The organism is Gordonia sp. IITR100 (assembly GCF_002009645.1).
Classification (GTDB): domain Bacteria; phylum Actinomycetota; class Actinomycetes; order Mycobacteriales; family Mycobacteriaceae; genus Gordonia; species Gordonia hongkongensis.
This window is the reverse complement of record NZ_MVKV01000007.1, coordinates 188160-207169: the sequence shown is the minus strand read 5'-3', so window position 1 is coordinate 207169 and position 19010 is coordinate 188160. Positions and strand designations below refer to the sequence as shown.

Sequence of the window (19010 nt, the reverse complement as noted above, 5' to 3'; positions counted from 1 at the left end):
CGCCCGAGCCGATAGTCTGTGACGTTGAATCCCTAGGTGATCTGCTCCCCGCGCCGGTCAGAGCCGTTCGGCTGCGAACGTTCCAGACGTTCGGCAGTGACCCGGACGCCGGCCGCCGCTGCCGGTCCCCAACCACACGAAAGAGAGCCAGTGAGCGCTGTCCCCACCTTCCGCAACGTCGCGATCGTCGCGCACGTCGACCACGGAAAGACCACACTCGTCGACGCCATGCTGCGCCAGTCCGGCGTCTTCGGCGAGCGCGCCGAGGTCGTCGACCGGGTGATGGACTCCGGTGACCTCGAACGTGAGAAGGGCATCACCATCCTCGCCAAGAACACCGCGGTCCACCGGCGCCAGCCGGACGGCACCGAGGTCGTCATCAACGTCATCGACACCCCCGGCCACGCCGACTTCGGCGGTGAGGTCGAGCGCGGCCTGTCGATGGTCGACGGTGTGGTCCTGCTCGTCGACGCCTCCGAGGGCCCGCTGCCGCAGACGCGCTTCGTGCTCCGCAAGGCGCTGGCCGCCGAGCTGCCGGTGATCGTCGTCGTGAACAAGACCGACCGTCCGGATGCCCGCATCCAGGAGGTCGTCGACGAGACGCAGGATCTGCTCCTCGACCTTGCCTCCGACCTGGACGAGGAGGCCGCGAAGGCCGCCGAACTCGTCCTCGAGCTCCCCGTGCTCTACGCCTCGGGCCGCGCCGGTGTCTGCAGCACCGAGCAGCCGGCCGACGGCGAGATCCCGGCGGGGGAGAACCTCGACTCCTTCTTCGACGTCCTGCTCGAACACGTCCCGGCGCCCAAGGGCGACCCGGACGCACCGCTGCAGGCACACGTCACCAACCTCGACGCGTCGGCCTTCCTCGGCCGTCTCGCGCTCGTCCGCATCCACAACGGAACCCTCCGCAAGGGCCAGCAGGTGTCCTGGTGCCGCGAGGTCGACGGTGAAGCCGTCGTCGAGCGCGCCAAGATCACCGAGCTCCTCGCCACCGTCGGCGTCGACCGGGCGCCCGCCGAGTCCGCATCGGCCGGTGACATCGTGGCCGTCGCCGGTATGCCGGAGATCATGATCGGCGACACCCTCGCCGACCTGGAGAACCCGCAGCCGCTGCCGCGCATCACCGTCGACGAGCCGGCGATCTCGGTCACCATCGGCACCAACTCGTCGCCGCTGGCGGGCCGGGTGTCGGGCCACAAACTGACCGCCCGCATGGTCAAGCAGCGTCTGGACACCGAGCTGATCGGCAACGTGTCGCTGCGCGTGCTCGACATCGGCCGGCCCGACGCCTGGGAGGTGCAGGGACGCGGCGAGCTCGCCCTGGCCATCCTCGTCGAGCAGATGCGTCGTGAGGGCTTCGAGCTGACCGTCGGCAAGCCGCAGGTCGTCACCCGCAAGGTGGACGGCAAGGTCCAGGAGCCGTTCGAGCATCTGACCGTCGACGTGCCCGAGGAGTACCTCGGCGCGGTCACCCAGTTGCTCGCCGCCCGCAAGGGCCGCATGGAGCAGATGAACAACCACGGCACCGGCTGGGTCCGGATGGAGTTCATCGTGCCCTCGCGCGGCCTCATCGGGTTCCGTACCGACTTCCTCACCGAGACCCGCGGCACCGGCATCGCCAACGCGGTGTTCCAGGGCTACGACGCCTGGGCGGGCGAGATCCGGGCCCGCCACACGGGTTCGCTCGTCAGCGACCGGTCGGGAACGGTCACCCCGTTCGCGATGATCCAGCTCGCCGACCGCGGCACGTTCTTCGTCAACCCGGGCGACGACTCGTACGAGGGCCACGTCGTGGGGATCAACCCGCGCCAGGAGGATCTCGACATCAACGTCACCCGCGAGAAGAAGCTGACCAACATGCGTCAGTCCTCGGCCGACGTGATGGAGACGCTCGCCAAGCCGATGCAACTCGACCTCGAGGGCGCCATGGAATTCTGCGCCGCGGACGAGTGTGTCGAGGTCACCCCGGAGGTCGTGCGAGTGCGTAAGGTGCACCTCGACTCGACGACGCGCGCCCGTGAGCGCTCGCGGGCCAAGTCCCGGGATGCCGCCGTCAGCTGAGTGTCGATGGCGCTCCGGCGCCACACTACGGTGGCGGGTGCGTCCGACGGACCGAGAAGCTTCTTCGTCATGGGGGTATCCGAGGTGAATCGCGCGAGACCACGACCGGGCCGCGAGGCCGCGAACCGGGTCCGTGGGCGGTTGCTCGGCATCCTCTCGTGCAGCGTCGCCCTGCTCGTGGTGCTCACCGCCTGCATGTCGGATCCGCCGCCCCCGGTCCGCGACACCGGGCCACCGCCGACCCCGACCGAGTACCCGGTGGAGAAGACGATCTACATCGCCACCGACTCGGTCGGATCGGGCTTCAACCCGCACATCGCCGCCGATCAGAACCCGGTGACGACGGCGGTCGCGGCGATGACGCTGCCCAGCGCGTTCGCGCCGGTCCAGACCCCGGGCGGGACGGTGTGGGAACTGCAGCGCTCGTTCGTCACCTCCGCGGAGGTGACGTCGCGGGCGCCGTTCACCGTGACCTACCGCATCCACACCGACGCCCAGTGGTCCGACGGCCTGCCGGTGACGGGCGACGACTTCAACTTCCTGTGGCAACAGATGTCCCGGCAGCCCAACGTCGTGGCACCGGCCGGCTACCGGCTCATCGACTCGGTGCAGTCCCGGGAGGGCGGCAAGGTCGTCGAGGTGCGGTTCGAGTCGCCGTACCCCGCGTGGCGAGAGCTGTTCACCGGATTGCTGCCCAGTCACGTGCTCAAGGGTGCGCCGGCGGGCTTCCAAACCGGGATGGACACCGGCAAGCCGGTCTCGGCCGGGCCCTACGCGATCGTGGGGATCGACAAGACCCGCGACGAGGTCCGCCTCGCCCGCAACGACCGGTACTGGGTCACCCCGCCCCGGTTGGATCAGATCGTCCTCCGCCGCGCCGGCACGTCGGCCCAGATGCTCGACTCCGTACGATCCGGCGACTCGGCCATCGTGGCCCTCGGCGCCTCGCCGGCCACCGACGCGGAACTGACCGCGCTGCCCGGTCTCGAGACCGCCCGCAGCCTGACGTCGCGGTCACTCGGTGTCAGCGTGAACGCCCGCACCGACGCGATGAGCTCGGTGGAGGTCCGGCGCGCGATCCTCGGGTTGGTCGATCCGCGACTGACCACCTTCGCCGGTGCCGGCGACTGGGTCGTCGAACCGTTCGCGAACACCGTCTTCGCGCCGTCGGATCCGGGCTATTCGCCGGTCGACCGCCCGCGCCTCGGACCGGCCGAGGTCGACGCCCTGCTCGGCGCCGCCGGTTACCGCCGCGCCGCGCCCGAGCCCGTCGGCTCGGCATCCCCGGTGCCGTCGGCGTCGTCGTCGGAGCCCTCCTCGGTGTCGCCATCGTCCCCGTCCGGGTCCACGCCCGCGTCCGAGGCGCCGTCCGCCGGCGGCTCGGCGACGCCCGGGGTGAGCGAGACCCCGATCGAGGGTCTGGTCGAGGTGCCGGAACTGCCCGAGGGAATCCTGCCGTTCCAGCGCGACGGGCAGGACCTCATCGTCCGTGTCGGTGCGGTCGCCGGCGATCCGCGGACCACGTCGGCCGCGTCGAGCATCGTCGACCAGCTCCGAGGTGCAGGGGTGCGCGCTCAGGTCGTGACGCTGCCCAACAGCGAGCTGTACGGGTCGGCGCTCACCAACCAGCGCGTCGACCTGGTCGTCGGGTGGTCGGGGCTCGGCGTGCCGCCGGCGTCGTCGCTCGCGTCGCAGGTCGACTGCAACCAGCCCAAGCCCGGTACCGAACCGTCGCCCGCGACGCCGCCGACGCCCACCAGCATCGCGCCGAGCGGTGGCGATCCCGGGGACAGCTATGCCAGCAACGTGTCCGGGTTGTGTGACCCGCGGCTCATCGAGCTCGCGCGCACCGCACTCTCCGAGGACGACCCGATCCCGACGCTGAACGAGGCCGAGCCGCTCCTCGCCGCGCAGGCGATCTACCGGCCGCTGTACCAGGACTCGATGGTCGTGGGCACCACGTCCGCGGTGCGCGACGTCCCGCTCACCGGACCCATCCAGGTCTCGATCTTCGGGACCGCGGTGAACTGGGAGCTGTCGTGACCGGTACCCCCGCCGGTCGTCGGTTGCTGCTCGTGCACGCGCATCCCGACGACGAGACGATCATGACCGGCGGCACCATCGCCCGGTATCTCGCGGAGGGCGTCGACGTGCGGGTGCTGACCTTCACGCTGGGCGAAGAGGGTGAGGTGATCGGGGACGAGTGGGCGCAGCTGGTCGCCGACGGCGGTGCCGATCAGTTGGGGGGCTTCCGGATTCTCGAGCTCTCGCGGGCACTGGCCGCGCTCAGCCCCGACGGCCGCGCGCCGCTGCGGCCGCGGTTCCTCGGCGGCGCCGGGCGCTGGCGGGACTCCGGCATGGCCGGCGCGCCGTCCGCGAACCACCCGCGCGCACTCGTGCGGGCACCGTTCGACGAGCCCGTGAGAGCGTTGGTCGACGTGCTCACCGACTTCGCACCCCAGGTGGTCGTCAGCTACGACGTCTCGGGTACGTACGGCCATCCCGACCACAAACTGGTGCACGAGGTCACAACGGCCGCGGTCGCCCGGGCCCGGGAAGTCGGGCCGGGCCCGACCAAGATCTACGAATCGGTGACCGAACGCACCGCACTGGACTCCGGGCTCGCCGGCGTGGCCGCGGTACCCGACGGCTGGCGGATGCCCCGCGACGGTGAGCTGCCGAGCTATCCCGACGTCGACATCACCACCGAGATCGACATCAGCGCGTACCTCCCCCAGAAGGTGGCCGCCCTGGCCGCCCACGCCACGCAGGTGACCGTTGCGGCGTCCGGGACCGAATACGCGCTGTCGAACAACATCCTGCAGCCGATCGCCCGCGCGGAGCATTTCATCCTCACCGAACCAGAGCGTCACGAGTCCCTCGGTGCCACGGACACGCGCGAGTCGGACCTGTTCGCCGGGATCGACTGACTCGATGGCCCGCTTTGTTCGGCCCGTATCGGGTTCCGTCGTCGACCGACTGCTCCTGGGGTTCCTCGTCGTCGACGGGTTCGCGATCGGGCTCCTGAGCGTCGCGTTCACCTATCAGCGCTTCGGCGGCGTCGCCCTGCCCGTCGCGGCACTTGCCGCCGGCGTGGTCAATGCGGTCCTGCTCTGGCTCGCGGCCGGCCTCACCGCGACCCCGTGGCGGTACGGGCCCCTCGCCGCATGGGGGCTCGTCGTCGTGATCGCCGGCGGGCTCCCCGGCCCGGGCGGGGACGTCGTGCTCTCGATCAGCAGTGGTTACCTCGTGCAGACCCTGCTGCTCGTCGTCCTCGGTGTCGGGCCGTGCGCCGCGCTGGGCTGGACGGGGCGGCTGCCCGAACCCGACTGACCACCGCTCCGCAGGGGCGCTCCGCGTTGTGTCGCGAGGGGCGGCGTTAGAGTGAAAGACATGCTTCTGCGCGCGTGGGCCGAAGACATCATGGCCCCGATCGAGCGCGTCACGGCCGCACTGAGCCGTGTCCGTGACGACCCGACTCTCGGGGCCGACGCCCTCGACGATGACGGCTGGGTCGCCCTCCTGGGTGCCTCGGGTGCGCAGCTCGACGAATTGTGCGAACTGGCCGACACCGTGCGTCGGCAGGTGACCGACGCGGAGGTGTTGACCTTCGTGGTCAACCGCAACTTCGACACCGGGGTCGTCAGCCGGCTCGGACCCGACGACCCGGGTCTCGACGAACTGGTCGCCGAGGCGGTCGCACTCGGCGCGACCGAGATCTGCATGCAGGGACCCCTGCCCGCCGAACTGCCGGCCGACGGATACGTCCGACTCGTGGAGGACATCACGGGTGCCGCCGACGGGCTCCACCTGCACGCCTATCGGGCCCCGGAGATCGTCGACGGCGCCGAGCGTGCCGGGATCACGATCGTCGAACACCTCGAGCGGCTGCGGACAGCGGGCCTGGGGTCGGTGCCGGGGACCGCCGCCCAGATCCTCGACGACACCGTCCGGGTGACGCTCTCACCCACCGGCACGGCGCCGCCGGTCGGCAGCTGGGTCGACGTCATCGAGACCGCCCACCGCGTGGGTCTCTTCTCCACCGCGACTATGCTCTACGGGCACGTCGAGACGCCCGCACACCAGATCGCCCATCTTCGACTGCTACTCGAGATCCAGCGTCGCACGGGCGGTTTCAGCGAACTCATCCTGATGCCACTGCTTCCCGAGAACGTGCCGCCCCACTTGGCGGACACCGCCTCGCGGACCGCGTCGGAGCGAGAGACCCGCGCGTTGCACGCCGTCGCCCGCCTCATGACCGCAGGCCTCCTCGATCATCTGCAGGTGGCGTGGACCAAACTGCCCGCGGCCACCGTCGATCTGGTGTTGCGCGGCGGGGCGGATGACCTGGGTGGGCTGTTGCTCGACGGCACCCTGATGCCGGGCGCGGGACCGGAGTCAGGTCGTGTCCTCGACGCCGCGGCTGTCGTCGACATCGCGGCGCGAGCCGGACGGAGGCCGCGTCAGCGCACCACCCGCTACGGGGTGCCGGAGCCCGACCGGCAACTCCCGCTGCCACAGGTGTCCGCGTGAGCCGGAGCATGTCTTCCGGGCGGGCGGCCGGAGCGCAGCAGCGCGCGCTGACGATGGACGACGTGGATGTCGCCATCATCGGCGCGGGCTTCGCCGGGCTCGGGATGGCGACGCAGCTCGCACGCCGCGGGCGGGAGTCCTTCGTCGTGCTCGAACGCGCCGACGGCGTGGGGGGCACGTGGCGCGACAACACCTATCCCGGCATCGCCTGCGACATCCCCGCCCATCTGTACTCGTTCTCGTTCCGGCCGCCGGCCGATTGGTCGGCGCGGTTCCCTCGTGGCGCCGAGATCCGCAGCTATCTCGAACAGATCGTCGTCGACGAACGACTCGCCGACCGCATCGAACTCAATCGCGAACTACGCGAAGCGGTCTGGGACGAGCAGGGGGCGCACTGGGTGATCACGGCGGCGGCGCCGGACGGCCGGGCCCTCACCTTCCGCGCTCGCTCGCTGGTGCTGGCGGTCGGACGGTTGTCGGAGGCGCGCATCCCCGACATCGACGGACTCGACACCTTCCCGGGACAGGTCGTCCACACGGCCGCCTGGCACGACGACGTCAACGTTACGGGTGCGCGGGTCGGGGTCGTCGGAACCGGTGCGTCGGCGGTGCAGCTCATCCCGCATCTCGCCGACGCCGCGGACGATCTCGTCGTGTTCTGCCGTACGCCACCGTATGTCGTGCCGCGCGCGGACCGTCTCTACACCGACGACGAACGCGCTGCCATGCTCGACCCCGTCGTCGCGGCGGAGGTGCGCGACCGACTGCTCACCGAAGCCGATGCGGCGTTCCGGCAGCGGCTCGGGTTGCATCCGGACATCGACGAGATCCGTTCCCGTGCACGGGATCACCTCCACGGGCAGGTGGCCGATGCCGACCTTCGTGAACAGCTGGCCCCCGACTACGAGATCGGTTGCAAGAGAATCCTGCTCAGCGACGACTTCTATCCGGCACTGCAGCGGCCCAATGTGGTGTTCGAGTCGAGTGCTCTGACGTCGGTCGCCGAGACCAAGGCCACCGCGCACAGTGGTCACACCTACGATCTCGACGTCCTGGTGATGGCAACCGGTTTCGAATCCGCACGCCCGCCCGCCGCATCGCGCATCACCGGTCGTGCCGGTCGGCGGCTGTCCGACCACTGGTCTGCAGGCATGACGTCCTATGCCTCGACCGTGGTCAGCGGTTTCCCGAACATGTTCGTCCTCGACGGGCCCAACGCGGCGCTCGGCCACAACTCGGCGATCTACATGATCGAGACGCAACTCGACTACGTCCTGGGCGCGCTGGAGTACATGGCCGGCAACGGGATCACGACGCTGGCGGTCTCGCCTGCCGCCGAAGACGAATACACGCGGGAGATCGACGCTCGCAGCGAGTCGACGGTGTGGCTGACCGGTTGTGAGAGTTGGTATGTCGACCCCGACAGCGGTCGCCTGACCCTGTTGTGGCCGGGCACCGCGGCGTCGTTTCGCGAACGCAACGGCACCTTCGACCCCGAACCGTACGAACCCCGTCCCGACGACGCCGGCACCGGAACACCTGAGGAGGGTGAGGAATGACCGAGCAGTTGACCGTCCGCGCGGCCCTGGACGCCGCGCGCGACCGGGCGCCGATCGGTCTCGACGAGGCCGTGACGCTCCTGTCCTGCGCCGGAGACGACCTGGTCGAACTGCAATCGATCGCCGGGGCGCTCCGAGACGAGGGGCTGGCCGCGGTCGGCCGGTCCCGGCAGATCACCTACTCCCGCAAGGTGTTCATCCCGCTGACGCGCCTGTGCCGCGACCGGTGCCACTACTGCACCTTCGTCACGGTCCCCGGAAAGCTCGCCCGCGCGGGGGAGGGGCTCTATCTGGAACTCGACGAGGTCGTCGACCTCGCGCGCCGCGGTGCCGAACTCGGCTGCAAGGAGGCGCTTTTCACGCTGGGTGACCGCCCCGAGGACAGGTGGCCGCAGGCCGGCGAATGGCTGGCCGAACGGGGTTACTCCTCGACGCTGGACTACGTTCGTGCCGCCGCGGTCGCCGTGTTGTCGGAGACAGGTCTGCTGCCGCACCTCAATCCCGGGGTGATGAGCCTCGAGGAACTGCTCCGTCTGCGCCCGGTCGCACCGTCGATGGGCATGATGCTGGAGACGACGTCGCGTCGCCTGTTCACCGAGAAAGGCCAGGCACACTACGGAAGTCCCGACAAGGACCCGCTGGTCCGCATGCAGGTGCTGCGCGATGCGGGCACCGCTCGTGTCCCGTTCACCACCGGGATTCTGGTCGGGATCGGCGAATCACTCACCGAGCGGGCCGAATCGCTGCTGGCTCTCGCGGATGTGCACGCCCGAGGCGGGCACATCCAGGAGGTGATCGTGCAGAACTTCCGGGCGAAGCCGGACACCGCGATGCGCTCCACCCCCGACGCGGAGATGACCGAGTTCCTCGCCGCCGTCGCGGTCGCCCGGGTCGTCCTCGGCCCACACATGCGGATCCAGGCGCCCCCGAACCTGGTGTCGCCCGCCGAATGTGCCGCGCTGATCGCCTCCGGCGTCGACGACTGGGGTGGGGTGTCGCCGCTGACTCCCGATCACGTCAACCCGGAACGCCCGTGGCCTCACCTCGACGCCCTGGCCGCCCGCACCGCGGAGTCCGATTTCGTTCTCACCGAACGCATCACCGCGCAGCCGCCGTATGTGCTGAACGGTGCCGACTGGATCGACCCGGCACTGACCCAGCACGTCGCCGCGCTCGCCGACCCGGTGACCGGCCTCGCCGTCGACACCCGCCCGGCTCCGCGTCCGTGGCCCGCCGTCGCTTGAGAATCACTCTGCGCCCTCGAGGTTGCGTGCGGAGTCCCGCCCCCGCTCCCTGAGGAGCGCCCGGAGCTTGCGGAGGGCGCGTCACGAAGGGTCTTCGCAACCCGACTCACCAGGACCCTTCGTGACGGCCTCCGCAAGCTCCGGCCTCCTCAGGGAGCAGTGATTGGGCTCGCGCCGAGCACGGCGAGTTCTTTCGTAGTCCACGACGGCCGCCAGGCCGCAGACACCGACGTGCGATCGAAGGGTCAGCCGAGAACGGGTGCGAGCGCTTCGTATCCGCCGACGACGTCGGTGGCGCGATGTAATCCGAGATCCTGCAGGGCCGCGGCGGCCAGGCTCGACGTATACCCCTGGGAGCACAGGACGATCCAGCGGACGTCATGGTCGACGGCCTGGTCGATGCGCGCGTCGCTCGCCGGGTCGCACCGCCATTCGAGGACATTCCGTTCGATGACGAGAGCACCCCGGGCCTCGCCCTCCTCCGCGCGCTGCGCCGCGGGACGGATATCAACGAGCACCGCCCCGTCGGCCAGCTCGGCGGGGACGTCCACGGCCTCGACCCGCGCGATCCGCGACCGTGCGTCGGCGAGCACGTCGTCGATGGTGCGGGGAGTGCTCATTCGGGCTGGTCGGTGAGAACGGTCCGGTCGCGGCGCAGGTGGCCGCCCTCGGAGATGTCGTAGTAGGACATCGCGGTCAGCGGCGGTGAGTAGGCGTGCACGCTGAGCGTCGGGGTCACCAGCGGGCTGGTCTCCGCACCGATCTCCGGTGCGGCGACGACCGGGTTCCGCACGACGTCGTGCACCCACCCGAGAGGGAAGGCGGCCTGGTCGCCGGCGTCGAGGATGCGCACCGCCAGATCGTCTCCCGTCCAGTGGTACTCGCGCAAGCTGCCCGACAACACCGTCAGGGCACCGAGCGAACCGGCGTGGTCGTGGAGTTCGGTGGCCTCGCCCGGGGTCCAGCTGATCAGCCACACGTCGACGTCGTCGTCGGCGTGCAGGCGCGTCGACCAGCGATGCCGTTCGTCCCAGACGTCCGGGAGCAGGTCGTCGTGGCGACCGTCGAGGACGTCTGCGACGCCCTGGTCGGTGATGCGGAGGAGGTCGGCGGGCCGGAGCCGCGTCGGCAGGTGACCAAGGGCGCGCGGGGCCGCAGTACCCGGACGCTCGCGCAGCGGCGACGACGTCCGAGCCCGATTCCGGGCGGAGGAAAGAGACGATATGGCGGACTGAGGCGCCCGTTCGGTGCGGGCGAGGGTGGAGGTCATGGCGAATCCTTGCGAGGGTCGAAGAGGATGTGGTGAGGCCGATCGGTTCAGCAACAGCACATCGACATCGACCGCGCGGTGGGTCGGTGCGGCACCCGGGCACATGCGCCCCTGGGTCGGTGTCCGGTGAGGACGGATTCGTCGACGACGATCATGCGCCCGACTCTGCACGCGGATCGTCGCGGCGTCGAGGTTTGGCGGCACGCTGAACGAAACCCGGAGCGGCGTCTCGCGGTCGGCGATGTGATCCTCGTTACTCAAACCCGGATTCGGGCGCCTCTGGACGGGGGTCGATTTCGTCGCAGCGTCTCCCGGGGCGGATACTGTGGGGTGCGGTTCGACCAGCCCTCGGGCCGCACCGGCGCCGACGCCGGAGTGCCGTTCGACGCCGAACTGCGTTTCTCGTCGCGCCGACCCGGATCTTCCCTAGCGAAGGAGTGAGTGGTGACCTACATCATCGCGGAGCCTTGCGTCGACGTGTTGGACAAGGCTTGCGTGGAGGAGTGCCCCGTCGACTGCATCTACGAGGGTGGACGCATGCTCTACATCCAGCCGGATGAGTGCGTCGACTGTGGCGCGTGTGAGCCGGTGTGCCCGGTCGAGGCGATCTTCTACGAGGATGATGTTCCCGACGAATGGGAGCCCTACGTCAGCGCGAACGCCGACTTCTTCGACGACCTCGGCTCCCCGGGCGGCGCCAGCAAGGTCGGCAAGACCGAGGCCGATCCGGCGTTCATCAAGGGTCTCCCGCCGATGAACGAAGAGGACTGACCGCCTCCGCATGAGCAGTCCTGTCTCCCGTACGGCTGCGCCCCTGCGCGTCTCCTCGACCCGCGTCAGCGGGCGTCTGCCCGACTTCCCGTGGGACACGATCGCCGATGCGAAGGCGACGGCTCAGGCCCACGCCGATGGCATCGTCGACCTGTCGGTCGGGACGCCCGTCGACCCGGTGCCCGCACTCATCCGCGACGCACTCGCCGAGAACTCGGCGTTCCCGGGATACCCGACGACGATCGGGATCCGCGAGTTGCGGCAGGCGGCCGCGGAGTCGCTGATCCGACGCCACGGGGTCACATCGCTCGACGAGTCGGGAATCCTGCCGGTCATCGGTACCAAGGAGGCGATCGCGGGCCTGGCCTCGACCTTCGGGCTCGGACCCGGCGACGACGTGGTGATCCCCGAGGTCGCCTACCCGACCTATGAGGTGAGCGCCCTGCTCGCCGGTGCGCGGGCGGTGCGGGCCGATTCGACCGTCGCGCTGGGACCGATGAACCCGGCGCTGATGTTCATCAACTCGCCGTCGAATCCGACCGGCAAGGTCCTCGGCCTCGATCATCTCCGCAAAGTCGTGGGATGGGCGCGCGAGCGGGGGACCGTCGTCGTGTCCGACGAGTGTTATCTCGGTCTGAGTTGGGAGGGCGAGCCGCTGTCGATCCTCGACCCGAGGGTCTGCGACGGCGACCACACCGGACTGCTCGCGGTCCACTCACTGTCCAAGATCTCGAACCTGGCGTCGTATCGCGCCGGATTCTTCGCCGGCGACACCGAACTGATCGCCGAATTGCTCGCGGTCCGCAAGCACGCCGGACTCATCGTGCCGTTCCCCGTCCAGGGAGCGATGACCGCCGCACTGGCAGACGATGCACACGTCCATGAGCAGCGCGAGCGTTATGCCGAGCGTCGTCGGCTGCTCAAAGCAGCTGTGGAGGGTGCGGGATTCCGGGTCGACCATTCCGAGGCGGGCCTGTATCTCTGGGCCACCCGGGACGAACCGTGCCGGGAGACCGTCGCCTGGCTCGCCGACCGCGGAATCCTCTGTGCTCCAGGCGATTTCTACGGTCCGGCGGGTGAGCGCCACGTTCGGATGGCGCTCACCGCCACCGATGAGCGGATCGGTGCGGCCGTCGCTCGTCTGACGGCCTGACACCGGCCCTGCTCAGCCGCGACCGCTCTTCTGTTGCAGGCGGTCGATCTCCTCGGACGCCTCGGCTTTCGTGAGGTCGGCCGAGAGGGTCTCGCCGGCCTCCCGTGCGAGGGTGTCGAGATAGCTCCGCTGCGCGCCGGTCATCGGCTCGTCGCCGGTCACCCAGTCGTCCGGGTCCTTCTCGGTGGAGTTTCCGGCGCCCGCGCCGAGGACGTCGTCGATATCGTTCGTCGAACGATTGTTCGATGTGCTCATGGGCCCACCATACGTCGGGATCACGAATCCGGCCAGTGAGCCCCGGTGTCAGTCGTTCTTGTGCAGCGCCTCGTTGAGGGCGATGCCGTCGCCCTTCCACGGCACGACCTCGACCGCGCCGGTCAGGCTGTTGCGACGGAACAGCAGGTTGGACTGGCCGGACAGGTCGCGCGCCTTGATCTGCGTGCCGTCGGGTCCGGTGACCTTGGTGCCGGCGGTGACATAGAGGCCCGCCTCGATGACGCAGTCGTCACCCAGCGGGATGCCGCAGCCGGAGTTCGCGCCGAGGAGGCAGCGCTTGCCCAGCGCGATGATCTCCTTGCCGCCGCCCGACAGGGTGCCCATCGTCGAGGCGCCGCCGCCGATGTCGGAGCCGTCGCCGACGACGACGCCCGCGGAGATGCGACCCTCCACCATCGACGACCCGAGGGTGCCGGCGTTGAAGTTGACGAAGCCCTCGTGCATCACGGTGGTGCCGGCCGCGAGATGCGCGCCGAGGCGGATGCGGTCGGCGTCGCCGATCCGTACGCCACCGGGCACCACGTAGTCGACCATGCGCGGGAACTTGTCGATCGAGTAGACGGTGACCGGTCCGCGGGCGCGCAGCTTCGCCCGTACCGACTCGAAGTTGTCGACCGCACACGGGCCGTGATTGGTCCACACCACGTTGGTGAGCATCCCGAAGATGCCCTCGAGGTTGGCGCCGTGCGGGGTGATGAGGCGATGCGACAGCAGGTGGAGTCGGAGGTAGACGTCGTAGGCGTCGATGGGTGCGGCGGAGATGTCGGCGATGCCGGTGCGGACCGCGACGGTCTTGACCCCGCGGGCCTCGTCGACGCCCACCAGCTCACGGAGGTGGGCCGGTGTCGACTCGTCGTCGAGGATCACGGTCTCCGCGGTCTCGACCCCGTCGAGTTCGGGTTCGGGGAACCAGACGTCGAGGACGACGCCGGGAGTCGAACCCCCGTCGATCACGGTCGCGATGCCAGTTGCGTGTGCGCCAGTAGATGTCACGACAGGTGAGTCTAGGTGATCGACACCGGCGCCCCCGCCCCGCCACCGGTGCCCCGGCGTCATCCATTCGGCCCAAAGACCTGGTCACGCGCTGTGCGCCGCTCGTAGGGTCGCCAGCATGACCGGTCATCCCCAGCCATCTGTACCGCCCCGGCGCCGCCGACGCCGCTGGCCGTGGGTGTTGGGCGGGGTCGGCGTCGTGATCGTGGCGGCGCTGGCGGTCGGGGCCGTCGTCTTCCAGCCGTGGCTGATCTTCGTCGACACCGAGGTCGACGACGCGATCCCGGTCGCGGTCACCCCCACGACGTCGACGCCGGGGCAGCCGCCGCCCGCCGGGCCGGTGGTCGTCTCGCGCGGCAGCCTGATCAGCCATGAGCACTCGACATCCGGAACGGTCTCGATCATCGAACAGCCCGACGGCTCACGCGTGCTGGCGATCGAGGACCTGGACACGACCACCGGCCCTGATGTCCACGTGTGGCTGTCGCAAGGGGACGTGGTCGAGGGGTTCGCCGGGTGGCGAACGGCCGCGGACGTCCCGCACGTCGACCTCGGCATGATCAAGGGGAACAAGGGCAACCAGGTCTACGAGATCCCCGCCGACGTCGAGCTGGCCGACTATCCGTCGGTGTTCCTCTGGTGCGTGAAGTTCAGCGTCTCCTTCGGCGCCGCGGAGATGGGCTCACTACGGTGAGGGAGTGAGCACCGACCTCGACCTGACCGCCGACCCCGTCGAACTGACCGCCGCGCTCGTCGACATCGAGAGCGAGTCGCGCAACGAGTCGGCCATCGCCGACGCGGTCGAGGCCGCGCTGCGCGCGCAGACGAGCGGATTCGAGATCCTCCGCCATGGCAACCGGGTCCTCGCACGGACCGACCGGGGGCACGCCCAGCGGGTCATCCTCGCCGGGCACCTCGACACCGTGCCGGTCGCCGGCAACCTCCCGCACCGCCGCGAGATGGATTCGGAGGAGGGCGACGTCCTGCACGGATGCGGCACCGTCGACATGAAGTCCGGTGACGCGGTGTTCCTCCACCTCGCGGCGACGCTGCCGGAGCCGGCCTCGGATCTGACGCTGATCTTCTACGACTGCGAGGAGATTGCCGCGGAGTTCAACGGCCTGAACGACATCGAACGCGAACTCCCCGAGTGGCTCGCCGGTGACGTGGCGATCCTCGGCGAGCCGACCGCGGGGCTCATCGAAGCCGGATGCCAGGGGACGCTGCGGGTCCGGTTGTCGACGACGGGAACCCGGGCGCACTCGGCCCGGTCGTGGATGGGCGACAACGCCATTCACAAGCTCGGCGGTGTCCTGACCACGCTGGCGGGCTACGAGGCCCGTCGGGTCGACATCGACGGCTGCGAGTACCGCGAGGGTCTGTCGGCGGTCGCGGTCGGCGGCGGGGTGGCCGGCAACGTGATCCCCGACGCCGCGCACGTCGATGTCAACTTCCGCTTCGCCCCGGACCGTTCGATCGACCAGGCGCTCGACCACGTGCGCGAGGTGTTCGCCGCCGACCTGGCCGACGGCAGGATCGGGCTGGAGGTCACCGATTCCGCGGCCGGCGCCCTGCCGGGGCTGGGGCACCCGGCGGCCGCGGCGCTCGTGGCGGCCGCGGGCGGACGCTTCCGCGCGAAGTACGGCTGGACCGATGTGTCGCGGTTCTCGGCGCTGGGCATCCCCGCGGTGAACCTGGGCCCCGGCGATCCCAATCTCGCGCATCGCGTCGACGAACGGGTGCCGGTGGAGCAGATCCGCGCGGTGACCGACCTACTGCGCACCTACCTGTCCTGAACTGGCGAGACCGGCGGGACCGGACAGCGCTGCTAGCGTGACCGCCATGTCGACCACGCCCGAACCGGAACCCGTCGAAGACGGAACGAACCCCGACACCTGCTACGTCGGCCCGATCCGGATTCGGCGAGACCAGCGCGGCAAGACCACGGACCGCCGCCTGCTGGAATGGGTCGACCCGCGCGACGCCACGCGTCGTTCTGAACGGACCATGCGTGACTCCTGGCGGGTCCTGCGCATCCAGTCCGAGTTCGTCGCCGGGTTCGATGCGATGAGCGAGGTCGCCGAGGCCGTGACCGTCTTCGGCTCGGCGCGACTGCATCCGGAGTCGCCGGAGTACGCGCTCGGTGTCCGCGTGGGCCGAGCGCTGGGCGAGGCCGGTTACGCGGTCATCACCGGTGGCGGACCCGGTGCGATGGAGGCCGCCAACCAGGGCGCACATCAGGCCGGGGCGCAGTCGATCGGACTCAACATCGAGCTGCCCTTCGAACAGGGCCTCAACCCGTGGGTCGATCTCGGCATGAACTTCCGCTACTTCTTCGTGCGCAAGACGATGTTCGTGAAGTACGCGCAGGCGTTCGTCTGTCTCCCCGGCGGGATGGGCACCCTCGACGAACTCTTCGAGGCGCTGACCCTCGTGCAGACCAAGAAGGTGGTCCGGTTCCCGATCGTGCTGGTGGGCAGCGACTTCTGGGGCGGCCTGCTTGCCTGGATGCGCGACGTCCTCGCCGCGCGCGGGATGATCTCGCCCGAGGATCTGGACCTGCTCACCGTCGTCGACGATCCCGACGACGTGGTCGCCGCGATCGAGGCCGCGACACCCTGAGGGTCGATATGACCTTCCCGGCCGACGATGGCACGATTGCCCGGTGAGTACTGTCTGCGTCTATTGCGCCTCCGGTCCCGTCGACCAGCCCTACCTCGATCTCGCCGCCGAAGTGGGTCGGACGCTCGCCGAACAGGGGCATGTGGTCGTCTCCGGTGGCGGGAACATCTCCATGATGGGCGCGCTGGTCAACGCCGCTCGCGAGGCCGGTGGCCACACGGTCGGCATCATCCCGCGCGCACTGATGAAGCACGAGGTCGCCGACCTCGGGTCGGGCGAACTCGTGGTCACCGAGACCATGCGCGAACGCAAACGCCTCATGGACGAGCGTGCCGATGGGTTCATCACCCTTCCAGGCGGGATCGGGACGCTCGAGGAGCTCTTCGAGACCTGGACCGGGGGCTACCTCGGGATGCACGACAAACCGGTCGTCCTGCTCGATCCTGTCGATTTCTACGCGCCGTTGCTCGACTGGCTGCGAGAGTTGTCGACAACCGGGTTCGTCGCCCGACGATCGCTCGACCGGCTGCTCATCACGCGGTCGGTCAACGACGCGGTGGAGTTGGCGACAGCACGGGAAGGCCTTGCTACCGGCCGGTAAGGTAGCGCCTGAGTGCGCGGGGCACTCGAAACGCCAGCGGGAGAGCGGAGGGCAGATGTCCCAAGGGGTCGAGCAGCAGGACAGTCGGCAGCAGAGTGTGAAGAAGACCGTCGGTATCCCCGACATCCTTCGCGGCGTGGTGAAGATGGCGCCACATGCGACCGGGATGATCAAGCACGCGCCGGGGCTCATCCGACGCCCACCGGAGGCCAAGCGGACCATCGGTTCGGTCTTCCAGAAGCACGCGGCCGAACACCCCGACCGGCCGTTCGTCCGGTTCGAAGGCCGCACGACCACCTACGGCGAGGCCAACCGCCGCGTGAACCGTTACGCCGCAGCACTTTCCGCCGACGGCGTCGGCAAGGGCGACGTGGTGGCGCTGCTCTCCAAGAACTGCACGACCGACCTGCTGCTGATGCTCGCCACCGTCAAACTCGGCGCGATCGCCGGGATGCTGAACTACAACCAGCGCGGCGAGGTGCTCGAGCACAGCGTCGGCCTCCTCGAGGCCAAGGTCCTCATCCACGATCCCGAGTGCGCGGAGGCCTTCGAGTCGATCCCGGAATCGGTCCTGCCCGAACACGTCTACGATTTCGCCGCGTTCGACGCCGCGGCCGAGGGACTCTCGGAGGCCGATCCCGAGGTCACCGAGCAGCTGCCCGCATCGACCAAGGCGTTCTACATCTTCACCTCCGGCACCACGGGGATGCCGAAGGCCAGCGTGATGAGCCACAACCGGTGGCTGGCGAGCCTGTCCGGCATCGGCGGTCTCGCCGTTCGGTTGCGCCACAGCGACACCATGTACGTGCCGCTGCCGCTCTACCACAACAACGCGTTGTCGGTGTCACTGTCCTCGGTCCTCGCCTCGGGTGCGTGCATCGCCATCGGACGCTCGTTCTCGGCGTCGAAGTTCTGGGACGACGTGATCCTCAACCGTGCGACGGCCTTCTGCTACATCGGCGAGCTCTGCCGCTATCTCCTCGTCCAGCCCGAGAAGCCCACGGATCGTCAGCATTCCGTGCACACCGTGGTCGGCAACGGTATGCGCCCGGACATCTGGGACGAGTTCCGCGAGCGTTTCGGGGTCGACCGCGTCGTCGAGTTCTACGGGGCCAGCGAACTGAACCTCGCATTCGTCAACGCGTTCAGCGTCGACAAGACCGCCGGCTTCTGCCCGCTCCCGTACAAGATCGTGGAATACGACGAGGAGGGGAACCCCAAACGCGGCGACGACGGTCGGCTCGTGAAGGTCGGCCGGGGTGGTACCGGCCTGCTGCTCGCCCAGATCAGTGACCGGGTCCCCGTCGACGGCTACACCGACTCCGAGGAGACCGAGAAGAAGATCATCCGGGACGCCTTCAAGGACGGCGACTCCTACTTCAACTCCGGTGACCTGGTCCGCGATCAGGGCTTCGCGCACATCGCCTTCGTCGACCGGCTCGGCGACACCTTCCGGTGGAAGGGCGAGAACGTCGCCACCACCCAGGTCGAGGGGGCGGTCGACTCTTATCAGGCCGTCGCCCAGTCGGTGGCATACGGCGTCGAGGTCCCCGGTACCGACGGTCGCGCCGGGATGATCGCGATCAAGCTGCGCGAGGGCGCCGACCTCGATCCGAGCGCGTTCGCCCGCCACCTCTACGACGCGCTGCCGTCGTACGCGGTGCCGCTGTTCGTTCGGATCGTCGACGACTTCGAGCAGACCTCGACCTTCAAGAACCGCAAGGTCGAGCTGCGCAAGGAGGGGTACACCGACGCCGAGGCCGAACGGCTCTACGTGTTGCTCGGCAAGGAGAAGGGCTACACGGAGTTCTACGACGACTACCCCGACGATGTCGCCGCCGCCAAGGTGCCCAAGGGGTGAGTTCCGGCCCGGAAACGTCGGCATCGGACACGCTGTGCGGGCGGCGGGTGCCGACCGACCGCGCGT

Annotated in this window: 18 protein-coding genes; 14 read left to right on the top strand and 4 right to left on the bottom strand. The window is 69.4% G+C overall.

Annotated features, from left to right (window positions below; translation table 11 throughout):
- Positions 1-150: 150 nt before the first annotated feature.
- The 7 genes from typA (at position 151) to cofG (ending at position 9397) form a co-directional block, all read left to right on the top strand.
- Positions 151-2061, top strand: a complete 1911-nt coding sequence (typA, locus tag B1818_RS12995) for a translational GTPase TypA (RefSeq protein ID WP_058252521.1) — start codon at positions 151-153, stop codon at positions 2059-2061.
- A gap of 69 nt (positions 2062-2130) precedes the next feature.
- Positions 2131-4104, top strand: coding sequence for an ABC transporter family substrate-binding protein (locus tag B1818_RS12990; RefSeq protein ID WP_078112980.1), 1974 nt, complete (start codon positions 2131-2133; stop codon positions 4102-4104).
- Positions 4101-4991, top strand: a complete 891-nt coding sequence (gene mshB / locus B1818_RS12985; protein WP_058252522.1) for an N-acetyl-1-D-myo-inositol-2-amino-2-deoxy-alpha-D-glucopyranoside deacetylase — start codon at positions 4101-4103, stop codon at positions 4989-4991. Before B1818_RS12990 ends, mshB begins: the two co-directional genes overlap by 4 nt.
- A gap of 4 nt (positions 4992-4995) precedes the next feature.
- Positions 4996-5394, top strand: coding sequence for a hypothetical protein (locus B1818_RS12980; protein WP_058252523.1), 399 nt, complete (start codon positions 4996-4998; stop codon positions 5392-5394).
- A gap of 60 nt (positions 5395-5454) precedes the next feature.
- Positions 5455-6594: a hypothetical protein gene (locus B1818_RS12975; RefSeq protein WP_058252524.1), complete on the top strand. Its 1140-nt coding sequence runs from the start codon at positions 5455-5457 to the stop codon at positions 6592-6594.
- A 53-nt stretch (positions 6595-6647) separates the two neighbouring features.
- Entirely contained in the window at positions 6648-8153 is a 1506-nt protein-coding gene (locus B1818_RS12970) for an NAD(P)/FAD-dependent oxidoreductase (RefSeq protein WP_139363020.1), read from the top strand.
- Positions 8150-9397: a 7,8-didemethyl-8-hydroxy-5-deazariboflavin synthase CofG gene (gene cofG, locus B1818_RS12965; RefSeq protein WP_058252525.1), complete on the top strand. Its 1248-nt coding sequence runs from the start codon at positions 8150-8152 to the stop codon at positions 9395-9397. Before B1818_RS12970 ends, cofG begins: the two co-directional genes overlap by 4 nt.
- A 245-nt stretch (positions 9398-9642) precedes the next feature.
- Here the strand turns inward: cofG and B1818_RS12960 are convergent, their stop codons facing one another.
- Both B1818_RS12960 and B1818_RS12955 read right to left on the bottom strand, forming a co-directional pair.
- Positions 9643-10017, bottom strand: coding sequence for a rhodanese-like domain-containing protein (locus tag B1818_RS12960; RefSeq protein WP_058252526.1), 375 nt, complete (start codon positions 10015-10017; stop codon positions 9643-9645).
- On the bottom strand, positions 10014-10667 hold the full coding sequence (locus B1818_RS12955; RefSeq protein ID WP_078112978.1) for a cysteine dioxygenase family protein: 654 nt from the start codon (positions 10665-10667) through the stop codon (positions 10014-10016). Before B1818_RS12955 ends, B1818_RS12960 begins: the two co-directional genes overlap by 4 nt.
- A 441-nt stretch (positions 10668-11108) precedes the next feature.
- Here B1818_RS12955 and fdxA point away from each other — a divergent pair, with 441 nt between their 5' ends.
- On the top strand, positions 11109-11438 hold the full coding sequence (gene fdxA / locus B1818_RS12950; RefSeq protein ID WP_058252527.1) for a ferredoxin: 330 nt from the start codon (positions 11109-11111) through the stop codon (positions 11436-11438).
- 10 nt (positions 11439-11448) lie between these two features.
- Positions 11449-12591 (top strand): succinyldiaminopimelate transaminase, encoded by a 1143-nt coding sequence (gene dapC / locus B1818_RS12945; protein WP_058252528.1) that lies wholly within the window; start codon positions 11449-11451, stop codon positions 12589-12591.
- Positions 12592-12603: 12 nt separating this feature from the next.
- On the opposite strand, the gene B1818_RS12940 is transcribed toward dapC, so the two are convergent.
- Both B1818_RS12940 and dapD read right to left on the bottom strand, forming a co-directional pair.
- Positions 12604-12846, bottom strand: a complete 243-nt coding sequence (locus B1818_RS12940) for a DUF3072 domain-containing protein (protein WP_058252529.1) — start codon at positions 12844-12846, stop codon at positions 12604-12606.
- Between the two features lie 48 nt (positions 12847-12894).
- Entirely contained in the window at positions 12895-13860 is a 966-nt protein-coding gene (gene dapD / locus B1818_RS12935; protein WP_078112956.1) for a 2,3,4,5-tetrahydropyridine-2,6-dicarboxylate N-succinyltransferase, read from the bottom strand.
- A gap of 178 nt (positions 13861-14038) precedes the next feature.
- Between dapD and B1818_RS12930 the strand changes: the two genes are divergently transcribed.
- The 5 genes from B1818_RS12930 to B1818_RS12910 are packed head-to-tail and all read left to right on the top strand — an operon-like array spanning position 14039 to position 18944.
- Complete coding sequence (locus tag B1818_RS12930) at positions 14039-14554, top strand: DM13 domain-containing protein (protein ID WP_058252531.1); 516 nt, start codon at positions 14039-14041, stop codon at positions 14552-14554.
- 4 nt (positions 14555-14558) lie between these two features.
- The gene (gene dapE / locus B1818_RS12925; RefSeq protein WP_058252532.1) at positions 14559-15656 is read left to right on the top strand and encodes a succinyl-diaminopimelate desuccinylase; all 1098 of its coding nucleotides are present in this window, start codon (positions 14559-14561) and stop codon (positions 15654-15656) included.
- 46 nt (positions 15657-15702) lie between these two features.
- On the top strand, positions 15703-16482 hold the full coding sequence (locus tag B1818_RS12920; protein WP_065632642.1) for a TIGR00730 family Rossman fold protein: 780 nt from the start codon (positions 15703-15705) through the stop codon (positions 16480-16482).
- A gap of 43 nt (positions 16483-16525) precedes the next feature.
- Positions 16526-17083 carry a TIGR00730 family Rossman fold protein gene (locus tag B1818_RS12915; protein WP_078112955.1) on the top strand — a complete coding sequence of 186 codons (558 nt, stop codon included), beginning with the start codon at positions 16526-16528 and terminating at the stop codon, positions 17081-17083.
- Positions 17084-17138: 55 nt separating this feature from the next.
- A complete protein-coding gene (locus B1818_RS12910; protein WP_078112954.1) occupies positions 17139-18944 on the top strand; it encodes a long-chain-acyl-CoA synthetase in 1806 nt (601 codons plus the stop codon).
- Positions 18945-19010 lie beyond the last annotated feature (66 nt).

Bases quoted from the DNA above. Each gene is read 5' to 3' on its own strand.
- B1818_RS12990 (WP_078112980.1), top strand. From the start codon at position 2,131: ATGGGGGTATCCGAGGTGAATCGCGCGAGACCACGACCGGGCCGCGAG.
- B1818_RS12980 (WP_058252523.1), top strand. From the start codon at position 4,996: ATGGCCCGCTTTGTTCGGCCCGTATCGGGTTCCGTCGTCGACCGACTG.
- B1818_RS12975 (WP_058252524.1), top strand. From the start codon at position 5,455: ATGCTTCTGCGCGCGTGGGCCGAAGACATCATGGCCCCGATCGAGCGC.
- B1818_RS12970 (WP_139363020.1), top strand. From the start codon at position 6,648: ATGGACGACGTGGATGTCGCCATCATCGGCGCGGGCTTCGCCGGGCTC.
- cofG (WP_058252525.1), top strand. From the start codon at position 8,150: ATGACCGAGCAGTTGACCGTCCGCGCGGCCCTGGACGCCGCGCGCGAC.
- B1818_RS12960 (WP_058252526.1), bottom strand. From the start codon at position 10,017: ATGAGCACTCCCCGCACCATCGACGACGTGCTCGCCGACGCACGGTCG.
- B1818_RS12955 (WP_078112978.1), bottom strand. From the start codon at position 10,667: ATGACCTCCACCCTCGCCCGCACCGAACGGGCGCCTCAGTCCGCCATA.
- dapC (WP_058252528.1), top strand. From the start codon at position 11,449: ATGAGCAGTCCTGTCTCCCGTACGGCTGCGCCCCTGCGCGTCTCCTCG.
- B1818_RS12940 (WP_058252529.1), bottom strand. From the start codon at position 12,846: ATGAGCACATCGAACAATCGTTCGACGAACGATATCGACGACGTCCTC.
- B1818_RS12920 (WP_065632642.1), top strand. From the start codon at position 15,703: ATGTCGACCACGCCCGAACCGGAACCCGTCGAAGACGGAACGAACCCC.
- B1818_RS12910 (WP_078112954.1), top strand. From the start codon at position 17,139: ATGTCCCAAGGGGTCGAGCAGCAGGACAGTCGGCAGCAGAGTGTGAAG.